The organism is uncultured Veillonella sp. (genome assembly GCF_963551295.1).
In the GTDB taxonomy this organism is placed as follows: Bacteria; Bacillota; Negativicutes; order Veillonellales; family Veillonellaceae; genus Veillonella.
Genome location: NZ_CAUVFT010000005.1, coordinates 15,512 through 40,886, shown reverse-complemented (window position 1 = coordinate 40,886; position 25,375 = coordinate 15,512). Strand labels below are relative to the sequence as shown.

24 protein-coding genes, 1 tRNA gene and 1 other RNA gene are annotated in these 25,375 nt (G+C 38.9%); all 26 read left to right on the top strand.

The features are described 5' to 3' along the window. The 26 genes from RYO55_RS02190 to RYO55_RS02065 all read left to right on the top strand — a co-directional run bounded on the left by RYO55_RS02190 (position 1) and on the right by RYO55_RS02065 (position 25,308). Positions 1–444, top strand: coding sequence for a regulatory protein RecX (locus tag RYO55_RS02190; RefSeq protein WP_314983982.1), 444 nt, complete (start codon positions 1–3; stop codon positions 442–444). Positions 445–619: 175 nt separating this feature from the next. After that, positions 620–2,164 (top strand): ribonuclease Y, encoded by a 1,545-nt coding sequence (gene rny, locus RYO55_RS02185; RefSeq protein ID WP_008601359.1) that lies wholly within the window; start codon positions 620–622, stop codon positions 2,162–2,164. A 254-nt stretch (positions 2,165–2,418) separates the two neighbouring features. Next, a complete protein-coding gene (dnaG, locus tag RYO55_RS02180) occupies positions 2,419–4,191 on the top strand; it encodes a DNA primase (protein ID WP_314983979.1) in 1,773 nt (590 codons plus the stop codon). A 28-nt stretch (positions 4,192–4,219) separates the two neighbouring features. Further along, entirely contained in the window at positions 4,220–5,380 is a 1,161-nt protein-coding gene (gene rpoD, locus RYO55_RS02175; RefSeq protein ID WP_004696398.1) for an RNA polymerase sigma factor RpoD, read from the top strand. A gap of 205 nt (positions 5,381–5,585) precedes the next feature. Next, complete coding sequence (queD, locus tag RYO55_RS02170) at positions 5,586–5,924, top strand: 6-carboxytetrahydropterin synthase QueD (protein ID WP_012864569.1); 339 nt, start codon at positions 5,586–5,588, stop codon at positions 5,922–5,924. After that, the gene (locus RYO55_RS02165; RefSeq protein ID WP_314983978.1) at positions 5,911–6,654 is read left to right on the top strand and encodes a 4Fe-4S cluster-binding domain-containing protein; all 744 of its coding nucleotides are present in this window, start codon (positions 5,911–5,913) and stop codon (positions 6,652–6,654) included. The genes queD and RYO55_RS02165 overlap by 14 nt, the downstream gene beginning before the upstream one ends. Positions 6,655–6,740: 86 nt before the next feature. Next, positions 6,741–7,304, top strand: a complete 564-nt coding sequence (gene folE, locus RYO55_RS02160; RefSeq protein WP_287501481.1) for a GTP cyclohydrolase I — start codon at positions 6,741–6,743, stop codon at positions 7,302–7,304. A 65-nt stretch (positions 7,305–7,369) separates the two neighbouring features. After that, positions 7,370–7,444: transfer RNA gene (locus RYO55_RS02155), tRNA-Ile, on the top strand. Between the two features lie 192 nt (positions 7,445–7,636). Further along, a complete protein-coding gene (locus RYO55_RS02150; protein WP_295814605.1) occupies positions 7,637–8,359 on the top strand; it encodes a class I SAM-dependent methyltransferase in 723 nt (240 codons plus the stop codon). Positions 8,360–8,379: 20 nt separating this feature from the next. After that, positions 8,380–9,483, top strand: coding sequence for a Nif3-like dinuclear metal center hexameric protein (locus tag RYO55_RS02145; RefSeq protein WP_314983976.1), 1,104 nt, complete (start codon positions 8,380–8,382; stop codon positions 9,481–9,483). 49 nt (positions 9,484–9,532) lie between these two features. Further along, positions 9,533–9,883: RNase P RNA component class A (gene rnpB / locus RYO55_RS02140), an RNA gene on the top strand. A 57-nt stretch (positions 9,884–9,940) separates the two neighbouring features. After that, the gene (locus RYO55_RS02135) at positions 9,941–10,270 is read left to right on the top strand and encodes a co-chaperone YbbN (RefSeq protein WP_205112493.1); all 330 of its coding nucleotides are present in this window, start codon (positions 9,941–9,943) and stop codon (positions 10,268–10,270) included. Positions 10,271–10,540: 270 nt separating this feature from the next. After that, positions 10,541–11,680: a hydrogenase small subunit gene (locus RYO55_RS02130; protein ID WP_302498305.1), complete on the top strand. Its 1,140-nt coding sequence runs from the start codon at positions 10,541–10,543 to the stop codon at positions 11,678–11,680. After that, positions 11,680–13,581: a nickel-dependent hydrogenase large subunit gene (locus RYO55_RS02125; RefSeq protein ID WP_295814618.1), complete on the top strand. Its 1,902-nt coding sequence runs from the start codon at positions 11,680–11,682 to the stop codon at positions 13,579–13,581. The genes RYO55_RS02130 and RYO55_RS02125 overlap by 1 nt, the downstream gene beginning before the upstream one ends. 14 nt (positions 13,582–13,595) lie before the next feature. Continuing rightward, a complete protein-coding gene (gene cybH, locus RYO55_RS02120) occupies positions 13,596–14,405 on the top strand; it encodes a Ni/Fe-hydrogenase, b-type cytochrome subunit (protein ID WP_287511120.1) in 810 nt (269 codons plus the stop codon). Further along, positions 14,398–14,976 (top strand): HyaD/HybD family hydrogenase maturation endopeptidase, encoded by a 579-nt coding sequence (locus RYO55_RS02115; protein ID WP_302498308.1) that lies wholly within the window; start codon positions 14,398–14,400, stop codon positions 14,974–14,976. The genes cybH and RYO55_RS02115 overlap by 8 nt, the downstream gene beginning before the upstream one ends. A gap of 68 nt (positions 14,977–15,044) precedes the next feature. Next, positions 15,045–15,422, top strand: coding sequence for a hydrogenase expression/formation C-terminal domain-containing protein (locus RYO55_RS02110; RefSeq protein ID WP_008714244.1), 378 nt, complete (start codon positions 15,045–15,047; stop codon positions 15,420–15,422). A 376-nt stretch (positions 15,423–15,798) separates the two neighbouring features. Continuing rightward, positions 15,799–16,809, top strand: a complete 1,011-nt coding sequence (locus tag RYO55_RS02105) for a glycosyltransferase family 2 protein (protein ID WP_004696372.1) — start codon at positions 15,799–15,801, stop codon at positions 16,807–16,809. 84 nt (positions 16,810–16,893) lie between these two features. Continuing rightward, positions 16,894–17,706 carry a C40 family peptidase gene (locus RYO55_RS02100; RefSeq protein ID WP_008714242.1) on the top strand — a complete coding sequence of 271 codons (813 nt, stop codon included), beginning with the start codon at positions 16,894–16,896 and terminating at the stop codon, positions 17,704–17,706. Between the two features lie 277 nt (positions 17,707–17,983). Continuing rightward, a complete protein-coding gene (alaS, locus tag RYO55_RS02095) occupies positions 17,984–20,599 on the top strand; it encodes an alanine--tRNA ligase (protein WP_314983971.1) in 2,616 nt (871 codons plus the stop codon). A 154-nt stretch (positions 20,600–20,753) separates the two neighbouring features. After that, complete coding sequence (locus RYO55_RS02090; protein WP_004696366.1) at positions 20,754–21,014, top strand: IreB family regulatory phosphoprotein; 261 nt, start codon at positions 20,754–20,756, stop codon at positions 21,012–21,014. Continuing rightward, a complete protein-coding gene (gene ruvX / locus RYO55_RS02085; protein ID WP_004696363.1) occupies positions 21,014–21,433 on the top strand; it encodes a Holliday junction resolvase RuvX in 420 nt (139 codons plus the stop codon). Before RYO55_RS02090 ends, ruvX begins: the two co-directional genes overlap by 1 nt. Before the next feature lie 25 nt (positions 21,434–21,458). Next, the gene (locus RYO55_RS02080) at positions 21,459–21,755 is read left to right on the top strand and encodes a DUF1292 domain-containing protein (protein ID WP_008601328.1); all 297 of its coding nucleotides are present in this window, start codon (positions 21,459–21,461) and stop codon (positions 21,753–21,755) included. A gap of 243 nt (positions 21,756–21,998) precedes the next feature. Continuing rightward, positions 21,999–23,432: an endolytic transglycosylase MltG gene (gene mltG / locus RYO55_RS02075; RefSeq protein ID WP_314983968.1), complete on the top strand. Its 1,434-nt coding sequence runs from the start codon at positions 21,999–22,001 to the stop codon at positions 23,430–23,432. 23 nt (positions 23,433–23,455) lie between these two features. Beyond that, the gene (locus tag RYO55_RS02070; protein WP_119563189.1) at positions 23,456–24,064 is read left to right on the top strand and encodes an O-methyltransferase; all 609 of its coding nucleotides are present in this window, start codon (positions 23,456–23,458) and stop codon (positions 24,062–24,064) included. Beyond that, positions 24,064–25,308 (top strand): U32 family peptidase, encoded by a 1,245-nt coding sequence (locus RYO55_RS02065; protein WP_314983966.1) that lies wholly within the window; start codon positions 24,064–24,066, stop codon positions 25,306–25,308. The genes RYO55_RS02070 and RYO55_RS02065 overlap by 1 nt, the downstream gene beginning before the upstream one ends. The last annotated feature ends 67 nt before the right edge of the window (positions 25,309–25,375 follow it).

The window sequence follows — 25,375 nt, the reverse complement described above, 5'->3', positions numbered from 1 at the left end:
ATGAGTGACGAAACGCTGCAAGCTGCTATGGATCAAGCGTATCGCTTCCTAGCTCAACGATTTCTTAGTTCTTATGAACTGACACAAAAAATGAGACGCAAACAATTCGAGGACCCAATCATTGAGAGGGTCCTTGAACGCCTTAGAAACTACGATTATATTAATGATGAACGTTTATCGGAGCAAGTATTAGCCTATTTGATGAAAGAACAGAAATACGGTGCTTATATGATTAAGCAAAAAATGAAACTTCGAGGACTTGCGATTCCTCAAGAAATTTCTGCTTATGATGAGGTAAAAGCTGCTTATCGGGTGGTAGAGAAAAAATTTGGTTCTATTCTTAATGAAGAGCGGGCTCCTCGGGCAAAGGTATTTAATTTTCTCAAATACAGAGGTTTCTCAACAAGCACAATTCAAGTTGTATGCAATGATTTTTATGAATGAATTTTGCTTTTTGAGAGGCCTTGGTAGGCTTGTAAAATCTTGACAGAAAGGGCTTTGAAGTCTAAAATTAATAATAGCCTTATTTATTTATATGATGATATGGCTAATTGATAATTTAATGCATAAAGGGCATAAAAAGGAGCATGAAAGCTCAATTTTGAGAACTTAAAAGGAGGTGAAAGAAATTTTAGAGTATAGTCTAATTGCAGTGGTAATGGTACTGATTGGACTAGGGGTAGGCTATTTTTTAAGAAAAAATATTGCTGAAGGAAAACTGAATCAAGCTGAGCAAGAGGCTGCACGCATCATTGCAAATGGTGAACGCACAGCTGAGTCTAAAAAGAAAGAAGCTTTATTAGAAGCGAAAGAAGAAATTCATAAGCTCCGTTCTGATGTGGAACGAGAAAATAAAGATCGTCGTTCTGAACTTCAACGTATGGAACGTCGTATTCTTCAAAAAGAAGAATCTTTGGATAAAAAATTAGACAATATTGAGCACAAAGAGGAAGCTTTACATCGCAAAGAAGCTGACTTAGCCCAAAGCCGTGAAAAGGTAGAAGCTTTGTATGAAAAACAAATGGCAGAATTGGAACGTATTTCTGGCATGACGTTCGAAGAAGCAAAAAATATCTTGTTAACGAATGTGGAACAAGAAATTCGCCATGAAACGGCGATTATGGTTAAGGAAATGGAGCAGCAAGCTAAGGATGAAGCGGAGAAAAAAGCGAAAGAAATTATCTCCTCTGCCATCCAACGTTGTGCAGCTGACCATGTAGCGGAAACTACCGTATCCGTAGTGGCATTGCCTAATGATGAAATGAAGGGGCGCATTATTGGTCGCGAAGGCCGAAACATTCGTGCACTCGAAACATTAACAGGTATTGATTTGATTATCGATGACACGCCAGAAGCAGTTATTCTTTCCGGCTTCGATCCAATTCGTCGTGAAGTGGCTCGTATTGCGCTGGAAAAATTGATTGTAGATGGTCGTATCCATCCGGCTCGTATTGAAGAAATGGTTGGTAAAGCTCGTAAAGAGGTGGACCAAACTATTAAAGAGGCTGGTGAACAAGCGACATTTGAAGCTGATGTTCACGGCTTACATCCTGAAATTGTTAAGATTTTAGGCCGTTTGAAATATCGTACTAGTTATGGTCAAAACGTATTGAAACATTCCATTGAAGTATCTCATTTAGCAGGTTTAATGGCAGCTGAACTAGGCTGTGATGTAACTTTGGCTAAACGAGGTGGTTTGATTCATGATATTGGTAAAGCATTAGACCGTGAACTTGAAGGTTCTCATGTTCAAATCGGTGTTGATGTGGCTCGTAAATATCGTGAAAGTGCAGCAGTAATTAACTGTATTGGTGCTCATCATGGTGATGAAGAGTTCCAAACTGTAGAAGCTGTATTAGTAGCTGCCGCTGATGCTATCTCCGCTGCCCGTCCAGGAGCACGTCGAGAAACATTAGAAAACTACTTAAAACGTTTATCTAAATTGGAAGAAATCGCTGAATCCTTCGAAGGCGTTGAAAAATGTTTTGCTATTCAAGCCGGTCGTGAGATTCGCGTTGTAGTAAAACCGGATAAGATTGATGAAGCTGAGTCTACATTACTTGTTCGGAATATCGTAAAACGCATCGAGTCAGAACTTGAATATCCAGGCCAAATTAAGGTCGTAATTATTCGTGAAACTCGCGTTGTGGATTACGCAAAATAATATGCTATAAGCGATAAGTATAGGCTGCAATGTTTTCATTGCAGCCTATTGTTATCAAAGTTTCGGTAATTACATATTGCTATATACGGCGTATAGGAATCATCATGTACATTGCGTTGTAGATGATGATTCCTATGATTCGTATCAAGTTTTTATGCTTTTTTAATAATTTAATTGATTAAAATGCTTTACAAATAGAGGATTTTTTATTTGTATATAGAATTAATATATATATGGGGAAGGAGGCGTTGGCTATGAGCCGATATTTTGAAAATGAGTTGATTGAACAAATCAAAGATGCTAATGATATCGTGTCAGTTGTATCCGAGCATGTAGCCTTAAAGAAACGCGGCAAGAACTATTGGGGTTGTTGTCCATTTCATAATGAAAAAACGCCATCCTTTAGCGTAGCCCCTGAAAAGGGTTTTTATTATTGTTTTGGTTGCCATGCATCAGGAAATGCTATTAAATTTCTTATGGAGTTAGAGCATTTAACCTTTGTAGAAGCTTTAGAGCGGCTAGCTAATCGGGCTAATATTCCATTGCCAGAGGCGAAACTTTCACCTGAGCAAAGAGCTAGAGATGAAAGACGCAAAAAACTGTATGAAGCTTCTGATTTAGCGGCTACTTTTTTCCATAACTGTCTTACTCAAACTTCTATTGGTAAAGTGGGATTAGATTATTTGAAAAAGCGAGGACTCACACAAGCGACCATAGAAACATTTAAGCTTGGTTTTGCTCCTGATGGTTGGGATAAGTTATATCGTGCCTTTCATGACCGTGGCATTGATGATTCCATTCTTTTAGAGTTGAATCTTGTTCGAAAGAATCAAAAGGGTCAATTTTATGACTTCTTCAGAAATAGAATTATGTTCCCCATTATGGATGGTAAAGGGCGAGTAGTTGCTTTTGGTGGACGTGTTATGGATGACAGTACACCAAAATATTTAAACTCTCCAGAGTCATCAATCTTTGAAAAAGGTAAACTTCTATTTGCTTTTGATAAGGCTTATAAATCTATTCGTGAGGAAAAACAAGCTATTCTTGTAGAAGGCTATATGGATGTTATATCTGCTCATAATCATGGTGTTACTAATGTAGTCGCATCATTGGGGACTGCTTATACAAGAGATCATGGACATATCTTGATGAGGCAGGCTGAAGAAATCGTGTTAGCTTATGATATGGATGGTGCTGGTCGTCAGGCGGCTGCTAGAGCTATTGAATTATTGCAAAATACGGATTTTAAGGTGCGTGTCCTTGCCATGCCAGACGGCAAAGATCCAGATGATTATGTGCGTAATCATGGGGGACAGGCATTTAAGGAGTTAGTTGCTAAAGCTGTTAAGCCTCTTGATTATCTATTAAGTGAGTCTTTAATTAAACACGATACAAATGATACAGAAGGTAAGCAGGCTGTTATGGCAGATGTTTTCCCATATATTGCAAATATAGATAGTCAAACACAGAGAGATGATGCTTTAAAAACATTGGCATTGCCATTATGGCTTGATAATAGTACTATTTTTAGATACTTTAGAGATTATGTGAAAAAAGGACAAATTGAATTAGTGGATACGGCATCGACACCTTTACCAACACAGGATTTACCAAGAGGAGATGCGGAAAAATTATTGCCCTTAGCTTTCACAGATGGCGATGTATTACAACAGATGATGAATTATTTGCCATTAGAGGACTTTGAAAAAATTGAATATCGAGGTATAATAGAAAAGCTATTCACCTCGTATAAGTCCGAAGGTCGTCTAGATGAAACTGCAATTCAATCTGTTTTATCTTCTCAAGAATACGATATTTACTCTAGGTTGGTTGTTATGAGTGACGATGAATATAAGGTACAAGTGCCTGCATTAATCCGCAAGATAAGGCTCCATTCATTGCGTGAACAGTATAAAGCGCATTCGATTATGGCGGATCAATTAAAACGAGCAGGAGATTCGACGTTTATTAGCGAATTACATAAGTGTCAAGAAATACAGAATTTAATTAGAGAATGGTCTAAGTAAATCATTAATGGTTAAAAAGGAGAGCGCTGTGGCTAAGAAAGTACAAAAAAGTCAAATAGAGGAGATTGTTGAGCAACTTCTTGAAAAAGGCCGTAAGAGCGGTGTGTTGACACAATCCGAGATTTCAGATGCTCTTCATGAGCAGACGGAAATTACTGCGGAACAATTAGATGATATTTATACGACTTTGGGTAAACTGAATGTTGAGATTGTGGCAGATATTGATGCAGATGATACAGATAGTCATACAATTGAAACAGATGAAGATGAAGACGAAGTTTCTAGTGAGAAGAAAATTTCTATCGATTTAAGTGTTGATTCTGGTGTTAATATCGATGACCCTGTACGAATGTACCTAAAAGAAATTGGTCGCGTACCATTGCTTTCAGCTGACGAAGAAATCGTATTAGCTAAGCAAATCGAAGCTGGTGCACAAGAGGATGCTACATATAAGGATATTCAACTTAGCAAAAAGGCTAAGAAAAAATTGGTAGATGCTAACTTGCGACTAGTTGTAAGTATTGCAAAACGTTATGTAGGTCGCGGTATGTTGTTCTTGGATTTAATCCAAGAAGGTAACTTAGGTCTAATCAAAGCGGTAGATAAATTCGACTATACTAAGGGTTATAAATTTTCTACATATGCTACTTGGTGGATTCGCCAAGCGATTACGCGTGCTATTGCAGACCAAGCTCGTACGATTCGTATTCCTGTACATATGGTAGAAACAATTAATAAATTGATTCGTATTTCCAGGCAATTGTTGCAAGACAAAGGTCGCGAGCCATTGCCAGAAGAAATTGCTGAAGGTATGGGAATTACTGTAGAGCGGGTGCGTGAAATTCAGAAAATTGCCCAAGAGCCAGTATCCTTGGAAACTCCGATTGGTGAAGAGGAAGATTCCCATTTAGGGGACTTCATCGAGGACCAAGATGCAATTGCTCCAGACGATGCAGCTAGCTATATTTTATTGCAAGAGCAGATTGAAGATGTATTTACATGTTTAACTGATCGTGAGCAACAAGTATTGATTTTACGTTTTGGTTTGAAGGATGGTAAGCCTCGTACATTGGAAGAAGTTGGTCAACATTTCAATGTTACACGTGAACGTATTCGTCAGATTGAAGGTAAAGCGCTTACTAAATTGCGCAATCGCGGTAAACGTGATAAAATCAAAGACTTCTTATAATATTTTGAAACTCTTAAGGGTTGTAATGCAGTGTTGTATAGCACTGTATTACAACCCTTTTGTGTTATAATAAAAAATGGTAATATCTTACAATAAAAAGCATTTTATGATAAGACTTATGTAGTAGAGAAGGGTCTCATGTAATAGCGATAAGTCTTATGTAATAGATATAAGTTGAAAGCTTATGTAATAGATAGGAGATATAATGTTTACAGTTACTAAACGGTTAGAGGTGAGTGCATCTCATCAATTACAACTAGATTATCCGAGTAAATGTCAAAATCTTCATGGGCATAACTGGATTATTACAGTTCATGCTCGTTCTGAAGAGTTAGATCATAATGGGATGGTCATCGACTTTACGATTATTAAAGAAAAAATTCATGGTCGCTTGGATCATCGCCATATCAACGATGTACTAGGTGACATTAATCCCACTGCGGAGAATATGGCGAAATGGATTGCTGATGAATTGGGCCCAAAATGCTTTAAAGTAGAGGTTCAAGAATCTGAAGGGAACACAGCTATTTATGAACGTGATTGAGATTTTTTCCTCCATTGATGGGGAAGGTAGTCGGCAAGGATTACTGACTACATTTTTACGCCTCCATGATTGCAATATTCGCTGTTCCTATTGCGATACGACTTATAGTTATGGCATTGATAGTGTTTTTACAGAGATGACTGCAGCTGAGGTGGCGAATGTTATTGAAAGCTTAGGTAATCATCGAATCACTATTACTGGTGGGGAGCCTTTATTGCAAGAAGTAGCTGTAGTAGAGCTAATCGATGAGCTAAATCGCCAAAACGTTCAAACAATGCAGGATAATACATCAGGTCAAATTGGTTCAACTTGTATCAATGGTACAGATAAATTTGATAAACGAGAGATGCTTAATAATAGTCTTTATGATTTCAATATTGAAACAAATGGCACGATTGTACCGAGCTTTCAGAGAGAGAATGTGTGGTTTACCTATGATTATAAAACACCGTCCTCTTTAGCCGAAGAGTCTATGAATGTAGATATATTCAAGGCGGCTACAGAACGAGATCTCATCAAGTTTGTCGTCGGCTCCCCAGAAGATTTAGATTGTATGCGTCGCATAATTGAACAATATCCTACAGTGGCTCAAATATATGTATCGCCTGTATGGGGACAGATTGAGGCGGCATCGATTATCGATTATATGAAAGAATATAATTTGCAAAATGTACGATTTCAATTGCAAATTCATAAATTTGTCTGGGATCCAGATGCAAAGGGTGTATAGTATTGTTAGGATGTGTAGTGTCAGTATCTTTTCTAATGCATAGTATGATATGAGGTCTGATGGAATCTTGATATAAAGGGGTAAATATGGATACAAAAAAAATAGAATCGCTTATATATCAGTTGTTAGAAGCACTAGGTGAGGATCCTAATCGGGACGGTTTGTTAGAAACACCGAAACGGGTGGCTCAAATGATGGAAGAGGTATATGAAGGCATTCAGTATACAAATGCTGAAATTGCAGAAATGTATGGTAAAACCTTCGCTGTAGATACAAATCAAATGGTAGTAGTAAAGGATATTACTTGTTTCTCTCATTGTGAACATCATATGGCATTGATGTATGATATGAGTATCAGTATTGGGTATATACCAAAAGGTCGTGTCATAGGTTTATCTAAGATTCCTCGCATAGCTGAAATGTGTTGCAAGCGTTTACAACTACAAGAAAAAATTGGTGAAGATATTGCGGAAGTAATTTCTTTAGCGACAGGGTCTGATGATGTTATTGTGCACATTATATCGTCCCACAGCTGCATGAGTGCAAGAGGCATTAAATCTACAGATAGCCAAACGACTACACTAACTACTAAAGGCGTATTTAACGAAGATCATATGATTCACCGTTTTATGCTAATGAAACAGTCTTAAGATTTGAGTTGCCTTGACTAAATGATAGTCTATTCGGTATAATTAATAAGCTAGAAACTAACTGAGGGCCTATAGCTCAGGGGTAGAGCAACCGGCTCATAACCGGTCGGTCCCTGGTTCGATCCCAGGTGGGCCCACCATTATGTTGATATCTACCGTCCTTGAGATTTCAAGGGCGGTTATTTTTATATGTAACTCATTTTGAGGCAACATAATAGAGATTATTTCAGAATAGTATTGCGTCTATAGATATATAAACGAGAATAAAGAAGTAAGAAAATAATCAAGAATTAGTAATTAAGAATAAATAATTAGTGATAGTAGAGGAAGTTATGGAACCTAGACCTATGATGGACCGCCTAGAAGCGGTATTCTCAATCGTACCAAAGGCTCATGCCATTGCAGATATTGGTACCGATCACGGCTATTTAGCGGTAGAGCTTATTAATCGTCAACGTGCTGAATATGTCATTGCCGGGGATGTGCATAAGGGTCCGTTAGAGTCTGCAAGAGCATATGTTGAGTCTTGTGGATTAGCCTCTAAAGTAGATTGTCGCTTAGGGGACGGACTTAAAGTGACCAAGCAGGGCGAGTTGAATGGTGCCATCTGTTGCGGTATGGGTGGCTTCTTAATGCGAGATATTATAGATGCAGGTCCAGAACTATTAGAGTTCTATGTGTTGCAGCCACAGAATGGGCAAAAAGAATTGCGTCAATACATGGTTCAGAAGGGATATGTTATCGTTCTAGAAATCATCGTAGAAGATGCTGGTAAGCTCTATACAGCGTTTTTAGCAGTACGCAATGATTGTGTAGAAGCTTATACAGGTATGACTGAATATGTAGATGTTTATCAAACGTTACCGGAAGATTCCTTGTTGTGGTCTGTAGGGGCTTTATTGGAACAAGACAGACCACCACTTTGGATGAAATATATAGAGTATTTAATATATCAACGACAATGTGCCTTGGAGGATATGACAGAGAAATTAAGTCATATTGATAAATATCAGGATTTAGAGCAGGAAGTTAATTTTCTTCGGAATCTTTTATAGAATAGAGAGGAAGTGATTTTATGACGACGGTTCAACAAATTATTACTGTAATGGAACAACTAGCACCCCGCTCTTATGCAGAGTCTTGGGATAATGTAGGTTTAATGGTGGGCAATCGGAATGCAGTTGTTACAGGTGTAGTGACTACGTTAGACGTAACAGAAGAGGCTGTAGAATATGCTATTGAACAGAATTGTAATCTAATTATTAGTCATCACCCATTGATTTTTAAAGGTTTGAAACAATTATCCTACGATACAGTACAAGGACGCATGATCAATCGCTTGATTCAACATAAGATTGCCGTATATAGTGCTCATACGAATCTTGATATTGCATCAGGCGGTCTCAATGATATGTTGGCGAAACAATTAGGCCTCACAGATATTAAGGGCTTTATTAAAACTGGTGAAGAGGTGCTCTATAAGGTGACCACCTTTGTACCTGAAAGCTCGGCTGATGCGGTTCGTTTGGCTATGGGCGATGCAGGAGCAGGTCGAATTGGTAATTACGAGTATTGCAGCTTCAGTACCCATGGTGAAGGGCGCTTTGTTGGTAATGAAGATTCTCATCCTGTCATTGGGACAGCTGGTGCTTTGACAGTGACTCCTGAGGTACAAGTAAATGCTATAGTCGATGGTACGCATTTAAGCGAAGTCGTAGCGGCTATGAAATCAGCTCATCCGTATGAAGAGGTGGCTTATGAGGTTTTGAATATAGTTGAGCCTACTAGTTCAACTCAATATCTAGGCCGGGTAGGTCGCTTGCCTAATGCATTAAACTTAGAATCTTTCCGTGAATGGGTACAAGAGGCATTGCCTGATGCTAATATTCGCTTTGCCGGTATTGCGCCAGAAACAATTCAATCCATTGCGCTATGCTCCGGAGCAGGTGCTGAATTTATTAAGGATGCTGCTAGATTACATGTAGATGCCTATATCACAGGTGATGTGAAGTATCATGAGGCGCAAATGGCTAAGGAGTTGGGTTTGCTCGTAGTTGATGCGGGTCATTTTGGAACTGAGTCTATAGTGGCGCGTGGTTTGTGTGACTATTTAATCTCTGTAGGATTTACTGTTCCTGTGAAAGCTTTTACAGAACAAAATGATTTCTTCTTTGTGTAATGATGCATTTTCTTGCAACAAATTGTTAGCTATGATAAACTGAATTGAAGCAAGTATGAAAGACGATTGCGAGTCTATAAGACTCGAGGAAAGTCCGAGCTCCATAGGGCAGGATGCCAGATAACGTCTGGCGAGGGTAACCTTAGGGAAAGTGCCATAGAAAAGGAAACCGCCACGTAAGTGGTAAGGGTGGAAAGGTGAGGTAAGAGCTCACCAGCAGTCTGGTAACAGGCTGGCTCGGTAAACCCCATCCGGAGCAAGACCGAATAGGGAAGGGTTAAGGGTGGTCCCGCCTACCTTCCGGGTTGTGTCGCTCGAGCGTGCAGGCGACTGTACGCCTAGAAAGATAATCGTCACCGCGCAAGTGGAACAGAACTCGGCTTATTGATTGCTTGCTTCCATATTTAACATATAATTGATAGTATATAAGATTGTAGATCTTTGTTAGGAGAACTTCATGGCAATTACAGCAATTACTAGTGTACAAGAATTTGATGAGAAAGTGCTTGGCGCTAAAGGTTTAGCTATTGTTGATTTTTGGGCTGGTTGGTGCGAACCTTGTACCGTTATGCGTCCAGAGATTGAAGATGTAGCAGAGCGTTTAAAAGGTCAAGTAGAATTCTTTAGTGTTGATGCAGAAGATAAAAATCTTCGAGGTATTTTGTTAAAAGAAGATGTTGATGGTATTCCATCCTTAGTATTCTTCCGAGATGGTAAAATGCTTGATTCCCTTGTGGGTTATAAAAAAGCAGATATGCTTGAGTCTCTAATAAAGGAAGTTATCTAATTAATAACTAGGAATTCGTAGAAAATAAATAACATGAGGCTGTATATAAGAAAAGTTAATTTCTTATATACAGCTTTTTTGTTAAATTTTATAGTTTTCAAAAATGTTAAGTGATATAATAAAATAGTAAAGTTATGATTGTCATCATGCTGGTTGAACTTCGTCAAACTGATAGAGTGAGCTCATAAAAATGATTTCTGTCATAAACGTTGTAGTTTATTAAGTAATATAATTATATTGCGCAAAGTTGTTGTAAGGAGGCTATATTCCATGAAGAATCGTATAAATAGTTTGTGGACACTCTTCCAAGAACGCCGTTTGAGTCGACGCACATTTATGAAATCCTGTGTAGCACTCACTGCTATTTTAGGTCTACCTCCAACGATGTTAGACACCGTTGTTAAGGCTGCCGAAACAACTGAATTACCTACGGTGATTTGGTTGCATGGTCATGAATGTACTGGTTGTAGTGAATCTTTTATCCGTTCATCCTCTCCCTTTACTTCTGATGTTATTTTGAACATGATTTCTCTTGAATATGATGATACTTTGGCGGCAGCGTCTGGTGCACCATTAGAGGAACATTTAGAAAAAATCATCAAAGAAAAAGCCGGTAAATATATCTTGGCTGTTGAAGGTGGCGTACCACTTGATGAAGATGGTGTTTATTGCACAGTAGGTGGACGTACATTTAAAGAATCCCTATTAGAAGCAGCTAAAGGAGCTGCAGCAATCATAGAATATGGTTCTTGTGCTTCTTGGGGTGGTATACAGGCTGCAAAACCAAATCCAACAAATACAGTTTCTGTATCTTCCGTTGTAACTGGTAAGCCAATTATCAAGGTCCCTGGCTGCCCTCCAATTCCAGAGGTTATGACTGGTGTAATCATGCACTATGCATTATTTGGTCAAATCCCACCTCTTGATGCGCAAGGTCGTCCAAAACAATTTTATGGCAATCGTATTCACGACACATGCTATCGTCGTGCCTTCTTTGATTCTGGACTCTTCGTTGAAAAATTTGATGATGATGCATCTAAATCTGGTTGGTGCTTGTACAAGGTAGGTTGTCGTGGACCTCAAACATATAATTCTTGCGGTAATCTACGTTGGTGGAATGGTTTGTCCTATCCAATTCAATCCGGTCACGGGTGTATTGGTTGCTCTGAAAAGGGCTTCTGGGATAATGATGTGTTCTACAAACGATTACCAGATATTCCATTGGCTAATACTATCACAACTGCTGATACAATCGGTACAGTAGCTGCCGTTGGTGCCACTGCAGCGGTTATCGTTCATGGTGCAGCAACTCTTACGCGTAATAAAATTCTTGATATGAAAGAAGAAAAACGCTTAAAAGAACAAGGCTTATGGGATGAAAAGAAACATAATAATGGAGGAGGTCACTAATGAAACGCGTAGTAGTAGATCCGATTTCCCGTATTGAAGGTCATTTACGGGTTGAAATAAAAGTTGATGAAGCGAGTGGTAAAGTAGAGGATGCATTGTCTTCTGGTACTGCTTGGCGCGGTATCGAACTTGTTGCTAAAGATCGCGATCCTCGTGACCTTTGGGCGTTCGTACAACGGATTTGTGGTGTATGTACTACAACACATGCGTTGGCAGCATTACGTGCGGTAGAGGATGCAATTGGAATTACAATTCCTAAAAATGCAAATTATATACGTAATATCATGCATAGTAGTCTAGATGTGCATGATCATATCGTGCATTTTTATCACTTACATGCGCTTGATTGGGTTAGTCCGATAGCAGCTCTTAGTGCAGATCCTGCTAAAACAGCTCAATTACAAAATGATGTATTAGCAACTTATAATGTGAGCGGTTTAGCACCTGCGGAAACGGCATCAAAAGATTCAGCCTATCCTAAAGAGTTTCCTAAGGCTACTACAGCATACTTTACGGCTGTACAACAAAAGGTTAAAAAAATAGTTGAATCAGGTCAATTGGGGATTTTCTCCGCTCAATGGTGGGATCATCCTGATTATAACTTGTTACCTCCAGAAGTTCATTTGATGGCCGTATCTCATTATTTGAACATTCTTGATCGTCAACGGGATATTGTAATTCCTCATGTTGTATTTGGTGGCAAAAACCCTCATCCTCATTACATTGTAGGTGGCATGCCATGCTCTATTTCTATGAATGATATGAATGCCCCTATTAATACGCAACGCCTTGCTGCTGTAGAGCAATCTATTGCATTGACTAAAGACTTAGTTGATAATTTTTACGTGCCAGATCTATTAGCTATCGGTAAAATATATGTAGAAAAAGGTATGATCGATGGTGGTGGCCTTGCGAAGAAACGCGTTATGTCCTATGGCGATTATCCTGATGATACGTACACCGGTATTTCTAATGGTGACTATCATAAGAAATGTATTGTTCGTTCCAATGGCGTTGTTGAAAACTTTGCGTTAGGTGTAGATAAAGCAACATTTATCCCATTAGAAGGTAAAGATTTCATGGATCCTCAATACCTTAGTGAAGAGGTTGATCATTCCTGGTTTACATATCCAGATGGAACAAAAACACTTCATCCTATTGAAGGTGTTACTGATCCTAAATTTACAGGTCCTAAATCTGGTACAAAAGAAAAATGGGAATTCCTTGATGAAGATAAAAAATACTCTTGGATTAAATCTCCAACTTTCAAAGGGAAAACTGCAGAGGTTGGTCCATTAGCAAAATATATTGTTGTGTATACAAAGGTAAAACAAGGCATAATCAAAGACCCAACTTGGGCTGAATCTATGATTGTTCGTCAAATTGATACAGTATCACAAGTATTGGGTGTACCAGCTCATGTATGGATGACTACTATGGTAGGACGTACAGCTTGTCGTGGCCTTGATGCACAAGTTGCGTCTAACATCAGCCAATATTACTTCGATAAACTTGTAGAAAATATTAAAAATGGTGATACTGCGGTAGCGGATATGACTAAATTTGAGCCAAATACATGGGATAAAGACGCAAAAGGTGTTGGTCTTGTAGATGCGCCTCGAGGTGGCTTGGGTCACTGGATTCATATTAAAGATGGTCGCTCTGCAAATTACCAATGTATCGTCCCATCTACATGGAATGCGTGCCCTAAGACTGCAGCAAATGAACATGGCGCATACGAAGATGCTATGATTGATACACATGTAAAAATTGCAGACAAACCACTTGAAATTTTGAAGGTAATTCACTCCTTCGACCCATGTCTTGCCTGTGCAACCCATTTATACAATAAAAAAGGCGAAAAAATTGTTTCCGTCAATACAGATGCATTGTGTAAATAAAGGGTGGTGGACTTATGTTAATACATACTGACAAAAAGGCGTATGTCGTATTTAGTTTATGGCTACGCATATTCCACTGGACTATGGTGCTTAGTGTAACGGCTTTATTCTGGACTGGTTTATATATTGGTGATCCAGGGTTTTCGGCTATTACAGGTAATCCAGAGCCAACTTTTGCAATTGATGGTTGGTTTTCTATGGAAACTATGCGTCGTATCCATTTCATTGCGGGTGTTATCTTAACATCCTCCTTTATCTTCCGATTTGCCGGTGCTCTTTGGAATCGAGGGGACAGACTATTGCCTAAATTCCGTCAAAAACGGTATTGGTACGGTCTTAAAGAAACTACATTGCACTATTTGATGATCCCTCAAAAACATGAACATCATTGGCTTCGTAATTCCTTAGCTAGAACTGCGTATATGATGGTATACATTATGTTCTTCTTTGAAATCTTAACGGGTTTTGCAATGTATTCGATGATTGAGCCTAATGGTGTTCTAGGAATGTTATTTTCACCAGTGGTTACATTATTTGGTGGGGAATACAAAGTCCATGTTATCCATCACTACATTGCGTGGGGATTCTTGTTCTTTACTATTGTTCACGTGTATATGGCATTCCGAGAAGATGTTATGGAGGAATCGGGCGAAGTATCGGCTATGGTTTCCGGTATGAAATATTACGCTCATGATCCAATTGATATTGAAGACCTCAATGGTAAACGTCGTCGTGGGGAACGTATTGATAAACCATCTGGTACTACATACCGTCCAAGTGATCCTAATGATCCTAGAGAAAGAGAATTACAAGAAAATGATTAATACAAGTACTGATATCATCAGTGGCTTGGAACAATACGCGGACTCAGAGGGTCCGCGTATTGATTTAAATAGCCTTTATGATGATGGAGACAATGAAATTATCCTACTCGGAGTCGGCAATATTTTGCTTACCGATGAGGGATTAGGTGTTCATGTAGTAAAAGAATTGAAAGAATCTTTCACATTCACGCCTGCAATTTCCATTATTGACGGTGGCACTATGGGAATGGAATTACTTACGTATATGCGTGGTATGAAGAAAATCCTTCTTGTAGACGCTATTAATGGCGGAGATGCTCCAGGAACTATATATGAATTTCCTCATAAGGAATTAGAACAATATTTTACGGAACATATTTCTGTACATGAAGTAGGAATGCAAGATATTTTACGTATCCGTGCTATTCAAGAGGATCCATTAGAAGATGCAGTGGTTATCGGTGTAGAGCCGGAATCATTGGAAATTGGTTTTGAACCTAGCGAGCCGGTACAATGCGCCTTGCCTGAGGTTAAGAAACGTGTTTTGAATGTACTACGAGAATGGGGCGTAGTAGCTGAGCCTAAAGCATAAAGTGAAAATTTCATATAGTATATAGATAGCTTATAGAATGTAAAGATAGTCTCTGTATAGGAGTATTTATGATTGAAAATTATGGTAATGTTCGCGCCGTTTTAAATGAGTTGCGTTTGGCTCTAAAGAATTTGCGTGAAACTGGTGAGACATATTCGATTTATATTGAAAAAACGGGTTTAACAGAGGAAGAACAAGTTGAAGTATTAGAAACACTTGGACGCGGTCATATTACGATTAACTTTAATGAAACTGATCAACCTGTAGAATGGTATGAATCACAATTTTCTGGAATCTGGATTGGGACTTATAAAAATGGTCGTGATGACTCAATTTTACATACCGTAGAGGTCGCTAAGTATCCAGTTGTAGCTGGTGCTTATATAGAGGATATGGAACTGGCGGAGGAAGATTTACAATCTTGGATTGATGCTGCTGGATTATAGTAAAGGAGACCCTTAACGGGTCTCCATTTTATGAAAAATAGATGAAAATAGATGTTTTCGGTAAATTTGTGATAAAAATACATATAAATTTTTGATTAATAGTTAATAAAGTCAGAAATAATCATATTTATCTCTATATCATTAAAATAAATATTTTTTATAAGTCGCTTTATTAAGTAGCTTTGCAAATAAATGAATATAATATTGATTTGTTGTAGTTATATAAAGGATAAATGAAGTGTTTTGTTGGTGTTTTATAGAGAAATGGCTTATTTACTGGCTTTATAAACATTATTAGGCCTATTGTTAACCTTTAGCATTTGCCTTAATTTACTAATTAACATAAAATATGTGAGTAAAATACTTTGGAGGATTTATGTTACTTTCTATTGTAGTGCCTGTATATAACGAAGAGGAAAATATAGCGAACTTTTATAAAGCTGTAACTGATGTTATGTCAGGTCTCACGTATGATTATGAACTAATCTTCGTGGATGATGGATCTAGTGATTCGTCAGCTATGATACTACGTGAAATTGCATTCAATGATAAACATGTTAAAGTGTTATTGCTGGCTCGTAACTTTGGGCATCAAACGGCACTTACATGTGGACTTGATTATGCTCATGGCGATGCAGTCATTACAATGGACGGTGATATGCAGCATCCACCTGCATTGATTCCTGAACTAGTTCGATTGTGGGAATCAGGGTATGATGTGGTGCGTACCATTCGCGATTCAACTGATGACGCTAGTTGGGCTAAATCTTTCACGTCTAAGTATTATTACAAACTAATGAACAAAATGGCCGATGTTCCTATTGTTGAAGGCGGGTCAGATTTCCGCCTCATGAATAGTAAAGCATTGGGCACGTTGAAACGATTTAGAGAACATGGTCGATTTTTGCGCGGTATTGTTGGCGCCTTAGGGTATAGACAAGCAGAGTTGCACTTTGTGGCACCACCTCGATTTGCAGGTGTCTCAAAGTTTAGTGTGCGTAAAATGATTCGATTTGCTCTCGATGGTGTAACCGCTTTTTCAAGGGTGCCTTTACGGGCGGCCTTGTATGTAGGTGTACTTTGTGGTGGAATGAGTTTTTTGCTCATCTTACATCTTTTGTATGTATATCTTACAGGACAAGCTTTGAATGGGTGGACAACCTTGGGCGTATCAATCTTGTTTATTGGTGGAATTCAACTCGTCGGACTGGGGATTATTGGCGAGTATGTAGGTCGTATTTTTGAAGAGGTGAAGCAACGGCCTTTGTATTGGGTTAAGTCAGCTATAAATTTTGAAGAGCATGAAGAGGCTCCGTTACTCGGACCAAGCAGTGCAGATGTTTTTATGGCACCAGAGGCTTATACCAACAAGAGCAAAGAAGACTAGCTGTATTTGTGAATGCAAATAAATAGACGGTTAGTATATTTTGAATAAATAACTTACTTTAAAAGTTTTTTGGAAAGGAAGCATATGAAGTCAAAATATAGTAAGGTTAAAATAACGGCATTAACATTAACTTTTGTGTGTGCCACAACAGCCATGGTTGGCGCAACAACATTACAATATGGTGATAAGGGCAAAAGTGTTACAGCGGTTCAACAACAACTAATTAAACACGGCTATAATGCTACAGATAAAAATGGTGTATATGGTAAGGAAACGAAGTGGGCAGTTCGTTTGTTCCAACAAGATCGTGGCCTTCCAGTGGATGGTATCGTAGGTCCTGCTACGTATAACGCATTGATGGGTGCTCCTCGTTCTACGAAGGCAGTATTGACTCAAAATGCAGCGACTAAAGCAGTAGCAACGAAATCCGCTTTTACAAACAGCAACGCGACATCCCGTCGTATCGCTGGTCAATCCATTAATGGCAAGAACGTTAAATTAAACAATATTACGAAAAATGAAACACCTAGCAGTATTCACGCAATCTTGGCAGAAGCTGACAAATACCGCGGTGTACCATATGTATTTGGCGGTACTACTCCAAGTGGCTTTGACTGCTCTGGTTATGTTAAATATGTATTTGAAAAACAAGGTATTTCCTTACCACGTTTGGCAGATGAACAGTATAACGTAGGTGTTGAAGTTTCTCGTGCGAACTTGAAAGCAGGGGATTTGGTATTCTTCGAAACATATGAACCAGGTCCATCTCACTCTGGCATTTATATTGGCGATGGCAAGTTCATTAGCGCCACTTCCAGTCGTGGTGTTGCAGTAGCAGATCTTGATACTGGCTATTGGGGTGAACGTTACATCGGCGCAAAACGCGTTGTACGCTAATTTAATAACTAGCTATAAAAGAGGCTATACGAATCAATTTTGTTTTGTTGATTTGTATAACCTCTTTTTATGTTTATTATCTACGATTTAACTAGCATTGACTAAATTTGACCTTTACTTTTATTGTAAAAAATATGGATTAAAATTTATATCATTCACGGTCTGATTGGATTGGTGTGAAAGTGCGTGAATTCCGCATAATCTCAATGTTTTTGATAGATTTTATATCGTTTTTGAGTTATAATGAAGAGTAAATAATTTTAGGAGGAATATACACATGAAGGGTAATGAACTGCGTCAAGCATACTTGCAGTTTTTTGAAAGTAAAGGACATTTAAAATTAGATAGTTTTTCTCTTATACCAGAAAACGATCCGTCTTTGTTATTGATCGGGGCAGGTATGGCGCCATTGAAGCCTTTCTTTACAGGTAAATTGGTACCTCCTTGTCGTCGTATTACAACATGCCAAAAAAGTATGCGTACCGGTGACCTTGAAAACGTAGGGCGTACAGCACGGCATCATACATTCTTTGAAATGTTGGGGAATTTCTCTTTCGGGGACTACTTTAAAAAAGAAGCTATTCATTGGGCGTGGGAGTTTTTAACTGAGGTTATTAAACTCGATAAAAATAGATTATATGTTACTGTATATCCAGATGACCAAGAGGCATATGATACATGGCATAATGATTGTGGTGTAGAAGAGAGCCATATCACGCGTCTCGAAGATAACTTCTGGGAAATTGGCGAAGGCCCATGTGGTCCAGATAGCGAAATCTTTTTTGATCAAGGTCCTGAACATGGTTGTGATGACCCTAATTGTGCGCCAGGCTGTGATTGCGATCGCTATCTTGAAATTTGGAACTTAGTGTTTACTCAATTCAATAAAATGCCAGATGGATCTTATGAACCATTACAACATAAAAACATCGATACAGGCGCCGGTCTTGAACGATTGGCTTCTGTATTACAAGGCTGTAAAACAAACTTTGAAACCGATTTGATTTTCCCAATCATCGAAGCCACTGCAAAACGCGCTGGTGTTACATATAACGAAGATCCAAATACAGATGTTTCTTTAAAAGTTATCGCTGACCACGCTCGTGCTGTCACTGCATTGATCTCCGATGGCGTATTGCCATCCAACGAAGGTCGCGGCTACGTATTGCGTCGTATTTTACGCCGTGCTGTACGTCATGGCCGTTTACTTGGTATTGAAGGTATCTTCTTAACACCACTTATTGATGTAGTTGTAGACATCCTTGGCCCTGGTATTACATCTATTGCTGAGAAACAAGACTTCGTTAAACGCGTGGTTCAAAACGAAGAAGAACGCTTTAACCAAACCTTGGAACAAGGTCTTGAGTTATTAAACTCCTTAATCGATACATTAGCCGCTGAAAAGGCAACTGTAGTTCCTGGTTCTGAAGTATTCAAACTATATGATACCTATGGATTCCCTTGGGAATTAACAGAGGAAATCGCTTCTGAACGTGGTTTTACAATCGACCATGAAGGCTTTGAAGCTGCTATGAAAGAGCAACGTGAACGCGCTCGTGAAGCCCGTGTTAAAGAAGATGCAAAGGTAGCAACACCGGATATTACATTCTTGAAAGACGAAGAACTTCTTGAGGACGAGGCTGTAGAAGCATCTTCTGTATTGATGATAGGTAAAGGTGCTGAACGTTTACAAACAGCTGCTGACGGTGATGAAATTACTATCATCGTACGTACGACTCCATTCCATGCAGAAGGGGGTGGACAATTAGGCGATACAGGCTTTATTGTAGGCTCAATGGGTAAAGTAGAGGTTCATAACACTAAACGTTTACCAGAAGGCACTGTATATCATATCGGTACTGTTGTAGAAGGCTCCATCTCTGAAGGCGATGATGTCACTCTTGAAGTGGATACAAATCGCCGTGCAGCAATGGCTCGCAATCATACAGCGACCCATTTGTTACATGCTGCTTTGAAACAAATCTTAGGTGAGCATGTAAACCAAGCAGGTTCTTTAGTAACTCCAGATTACTTGCGTTTCGACTTCACCCATTTCTCCCCTGTAACGCAAGAGGAACTTGATCAAATCGAAGCACTTGTAAACGAAGAGATACTTAAAGCAACTGATCTTGCCATTGCTGAAATGTCCATGGATGAAGCAAAAGCAAAAGGTGCTATGGCGCTTTTCGGTGATAAATATGGCGATGTGGTTCGCGTTGTTGAGGTCCCAGGATTCTCCGTTGAATTGTGTGGTGGGTCCCACGTAGGAAATACCGCATTCGTTGGTTCCTTCCGATTAACATCTGAAGCTGGTATCGGCTCTGGTGTACGTCGTATTGAGGCTATTACAGGTCGTGCAGCTCTCGATGCAGCAAAACAAGATCGTTTGACTATCGAACGCATGGCGGGTGAGCTTAAAACTAAAGCTCCTCAAGTAGAGGAACGCTTACATCAAGTATTGGCGGAGGCTAAAGAAACAGCAAAAGAATTAGAACAAATTCGTAAAGAGGTTTCTGCTGCGGGTGCTGCTGACATTATTGCTGGTAAAGTTATGGTAGGTGATGTAGAGTTTGTAGGGGCTGCTGTAAAAGCATCTTCTATTGATGAATTACGAGATTTAGCTGATATGGGTCTTGATAAATTAAATGGCTCTGGCGTAGTACTCGTAGGTGCTATTATGGGCGATGACAAGGTAAACTTTGTATGTAAAGTATCCAAAGATGTCGTTGCTAAAGGTGCAAAAGCTGGTAATATCGTTAAAGCGGCTGCTCAAGTAGCTGGTGGTAATGGCGGTGGTCGTCCAGATATGGCACAAGCAGGTGGTAAAGAGCCAGCTAAATTGATGGAAGCATTAAAAGCTGGTGGTGAAGCCTTAAAATCTATGTTACAATAGGCATATAATTTTATAATTATACTTGTATCTGTTATAGAAATTTTTCATAATGCATAAAAAGTTACTGACTTTGTAGCTTTAATTCAAGTATAATAGTAGGTGAGATTTCACTTTTATGGTGAAATCTGCCGATGTAATAAAAAGGAGGGATACGATGAACGTTTCAGATGAAACCATGTTATTCCGTAAAGTAGACGATGAACCGATGACCGCTGAAGAGGTGCTTACGCGTGTTTATCAATCTATTCAAGAAAAAGGTTACAATCCAATTAATCAAATCTTAGGGTATCTAATCTCTGGAGACCCTGCGTACATAACAAGTTATAATAATGCGCGTTCCGATATCCGTCGTTTAGAGCGTGATGACTTGATTGAAGAACTGTTGAAAGAATACGCAAAGGCTAAACAACTATAATGAGAATTATGTCATTAGATGTAGGCAGCCGTACTATTGGTATTGCCTGTAGCGATGCACTGCTCATGACAGCACAAGGTATTGAAACCATTCGTAGAACATCTCTAGAAAAAGACTTTAATCGCTTACAAGAACTCATTTCTGAATATGAAGTACATGAACTAGTGGTAGGTATGCCGAAAAATATGAATGGTACAAAAGGTGAACGGGCTGAAAAGACTGAAGAATTCGTTGCAAAGATGAAGGAAGTCATCGATTTACCTGTTACATATTGGGATGAGCGGTTATCTACTGTTATGGCTGAACGTCAACTCATTGCGGCTGACGTGAGCCGTAAAAAGCGTAAATCCGTTATCGATAAAATGGCAGCGGTTGTAATTTTGCAAGGATACTTAGATCGCTTGCAGTTTAATAAATAAGTATTTTCTTTAAGGAGGGTTTCCAATGGTTGACCAAAATTTTGAAGGTGAAGTGTATTATTTGGAATTCGAAGACGAACATGGTAATAAACAATACTTCACAGAAGATGTTATCTTGAGTCATGAAGGTCAAGAGTATGCCGTTCTTGTACATGTACAAGATGAAGATGCTGATCATGAAGGTCAAGATGACACATACATGATCTTGGCTCGCATCGAAACAAACGAAGAAGGCGTAGAAGAATACGTACCTTTGGATGAAGAAGATGAAAACTTTGAAACTCTAGTAAAATTGTATGAAGACATGGATGAAGACGAATAATCGTTTTTAGCATAAATTTAGCGTATTGTCAGTGGACAATGCGCTATTTTTATTTTGTTATACATTATCATTGTTGTACAAAGACGAGACTTCATTTATGCTAAAGGCATAACAAATTCACAAAATTAATATATTGCATAAAATGTAATAAGCGTAATCATTGCCCTTTTATATAGGGGAAATATAGAGTTTATGGTATAATGAATTGATATACTGTTATGTTACAGAAAGGAACTCAACAACGTGAGAAAAGCCTTAAGATATATTTTGATCCTAGTTATTGTAGGTATATTAATTATTGGTGGAGGCCTTGGTGCATTGTACTTTGTACCGAATACCTTTGCTCAAGATGATGGAACACAAGTAGTCGTTATAGAAAAAGGTCAAACTGGTACTGAAATTGCAGATATGCTTTTTGAAAGGGGGCTTATTCGCTCAACTCAAGGCTTTAAGCTTTGGTTATACTTGAGTGGTACCAATGATAAGCTTCAAACTGGCCATTATCAAATACCTAATAAGGTAACTGTGCACGAACTCATTTCTTTGTTACAAGAAGGTCATGTAGAATCTATTCGTGTTACAATTCCTGAAGGCTATACAGTTGGGGATATCGCTATCGTTCTTGAAAAGAATCAAATCATGAAGGCGAAGGACTTCTTGGCTGAAGCTAAAACTTATGTACCATACCCATACATGAAAGGCACAAAACCTGCTACATATCCTGTAGAAGGCTTCTTGTTCCCAAGTACATATGAAATCCCCGTAGGGGCTACACCTCGTGATGTTATTCAAATGATGGCTGATGAAATGAATCGTTATCTCACACCAGCTGTGAAGAAACAAATTCAAGCTCAACATATGAGTATTCATGACTTTGTAACCTTGGCGTCTATCGTTGAACGAGAGTCGTTATTTGATGCAGACCGTCCAACCATTGCAGGGGTATTCAAAAAGCGTCTAGCTCATGGTATTCCATTGCAATCTGATGCGACTATTTCCTATGTACTTGGTTATGCAAAGGAAAATGTAACGATTGGTGATACACAATTGCAAAGCCCATATAATACATATGTATCTAAAGGTTTACCACCAGGACCAATTGCAAACCCTGGTAAAAAAGCTTTAGATGCAGTATTACACTCTGAAAATACAGATTATTTATACTTCGTAGCAGATAAAGAGGGGCATAATCACTTCTCTAAATCATACGAAGAACATTTAGCAGAGGTTAATAAAATTTATGGCGCTGACACAGTAAAAAATTCTTCTGCTAATACTGAAGTAGCTGCACAAGCTGGTCCTAACTATGACGTAGCAGTAGCGACTACAGAGCCTAATTATAATTATAGTTCTGCAGAAGCAGTGGAAGCAGATTCTCAATATGTTGATGTAGAACCTAGTTATAAATACACACCAACTACAGTTCCAGCGGCTGAGGTCCCAGATCCTGTACCAGGTTCAACACAAAATCAATCATCGACGCAAGTTACGCAAACTGCTCCATCCTATGGAAATAATACAAATACCAATACGTATGTACCAACGACGACACCTGTACCTGAATCGATGCAGAACGTTATTCCTAATGCACAACAAGCACCACAAATTCAGGTAGAATCTGCAAATCCGGCTGAACGCTCTACGTTGGTAGTTCCTAGTGGTACTAACAATAGATAATGTAGGAGATTTAATCTACTTTCATGATATTAAATGATATTTTAAATGAACAGCGTATTTACGCGATGATTAATGATGTGCCGATTTTACGAGAATCTGAGGTTCATCTATTTGAAGAATTAATAGGTTTATACCGGCCCACCTCTGTGTTAGAGGTGGGCACAGCCATTGGTTACTCCGCTTTGTTGATGGCACCATTACTCGACGAAGAGGACGGGCATATTACCTCCATTGAATTGGATGATGTGCGCTATGAAATGGCGAAATACTATATTAACCAATCCGATTATACCGATAAAATTACATTGCTGAAAGGCGATGCGTCTCAAGTCTTAACGGAACTCACAGGCGAATACGATCTAGTGTTTTTAGATGGGCCAAAGGGGCAATATTTAAAACAACTTGAACTTATTCTGCCGCATGTGAAAGAAGGGGGCGTCATTCTTGCAGATAATGTACTCTTTAGAGGCTATGTAAGGGGCGATAAGGAACCGCCAAAACGGTTCAAAACTATCGTAAAACGGTTACAAGAATACTTAACATATGTTGAAAATAAAGAATTGTTTAACACCACCATTTATCCCATGGGTGATGGTATGAGTGTGAGTGTGTGGAAAGGGCACAACAAATAATGGCAGAACATTTTATGGAATTGCTTTGTCCTGCAGGTAATATGGACAAGCTTAAAATGGCTATTCGCTATGGTGCGGATGCCGTATATTGCGCAGGTAAACGTTTTGGCTTGCGCGCAGGTAACTCTAATTTCTCCGATGAGGAATTAAAGGAAGCTGTAGAATTTGTACATGCGCATGGCAAAAAGATTCATGTTACATGTAATATCATTCCTCACAACGAGGACTTTGAAGGTTTAGAAGACTATTTGAAATTCCTTGAAAGTATCGGTATTGATGCTATCATCGTTGCAGATATGGGAATTTTCAGCCTTGCTAAGCGCGTAGCTCCAGGTTTAGAGCTTCACGTAAGTACACAAGCTTCTACTACGAATTGGTATACAGTTCAGATGTGGAAAGAACTTGGTGCCACACGTGTTGTAGCGGCTCGCGAAGTATCCTTAGCAGACCTTAAAGAAATGAAGGACCATGTAGATATTGAAATTGAGTCCTTTGTACATGGTTCTATGTGTATCTCTTACTCCGGTCGCTGCTTATTGTCTAACTATATGACAGGTAATCGCGATGCTAACCGTGGTCAATGTTCTCAATCTTGCCGTTGGAAATATTCTCTTGTAGAATCTAATCGACCTGGTGAATATTACCCAATCGAAGAAGATGAACATGGCACCTATATCTTTAACTCTAAAGACTTGTGCTTGATTCACCGCATTCCAGATCTTTATGAAGCTGGTATTGATAGCCTTAAAATCGAAGGGCGTATGAAATCAGTTCATTATTGTGCCACAGTGGCAAAAGTATATCGTACAGCGATTGATACATATCTTAAAGAAGGTAAAGATTGGTATGTTCGTCCAGAATGGATTGCAGAATTAGAGAAGATTTCCCATCGTCCTTATACAGATGGCTTTGCAGAAGGTCGTCCTGATGAAACGGCTCAAAACTATGGTAAATCTACGAATACGCAGAGCCATGACTTCATCGGTTTAGTTATAGGCTACAACGAAGAAGAAAAATACGTTGATCTTGAACAACGTAATAACTTCAAGGTGGGCGATAAGGTAGAATTCTGCCAACCGAAAGGGGAACTCGTTGAAACTGTTATCGAAAAAATGACAGATGAAGATGGCAATCCTATCGATGTAGCACCTCATGCACAAATGAAAGTACGTATCTATATGGATACACCACTTGAACCGTATTCCATGATGCGCCGTGAGTGCAAACCTAAAGAGGATGAATAGTTAAAAAAACTGGTATCGAAGACTAATTAAAGTCTAAAAGATAGTTACTATTTAGAAAAAGATAGAT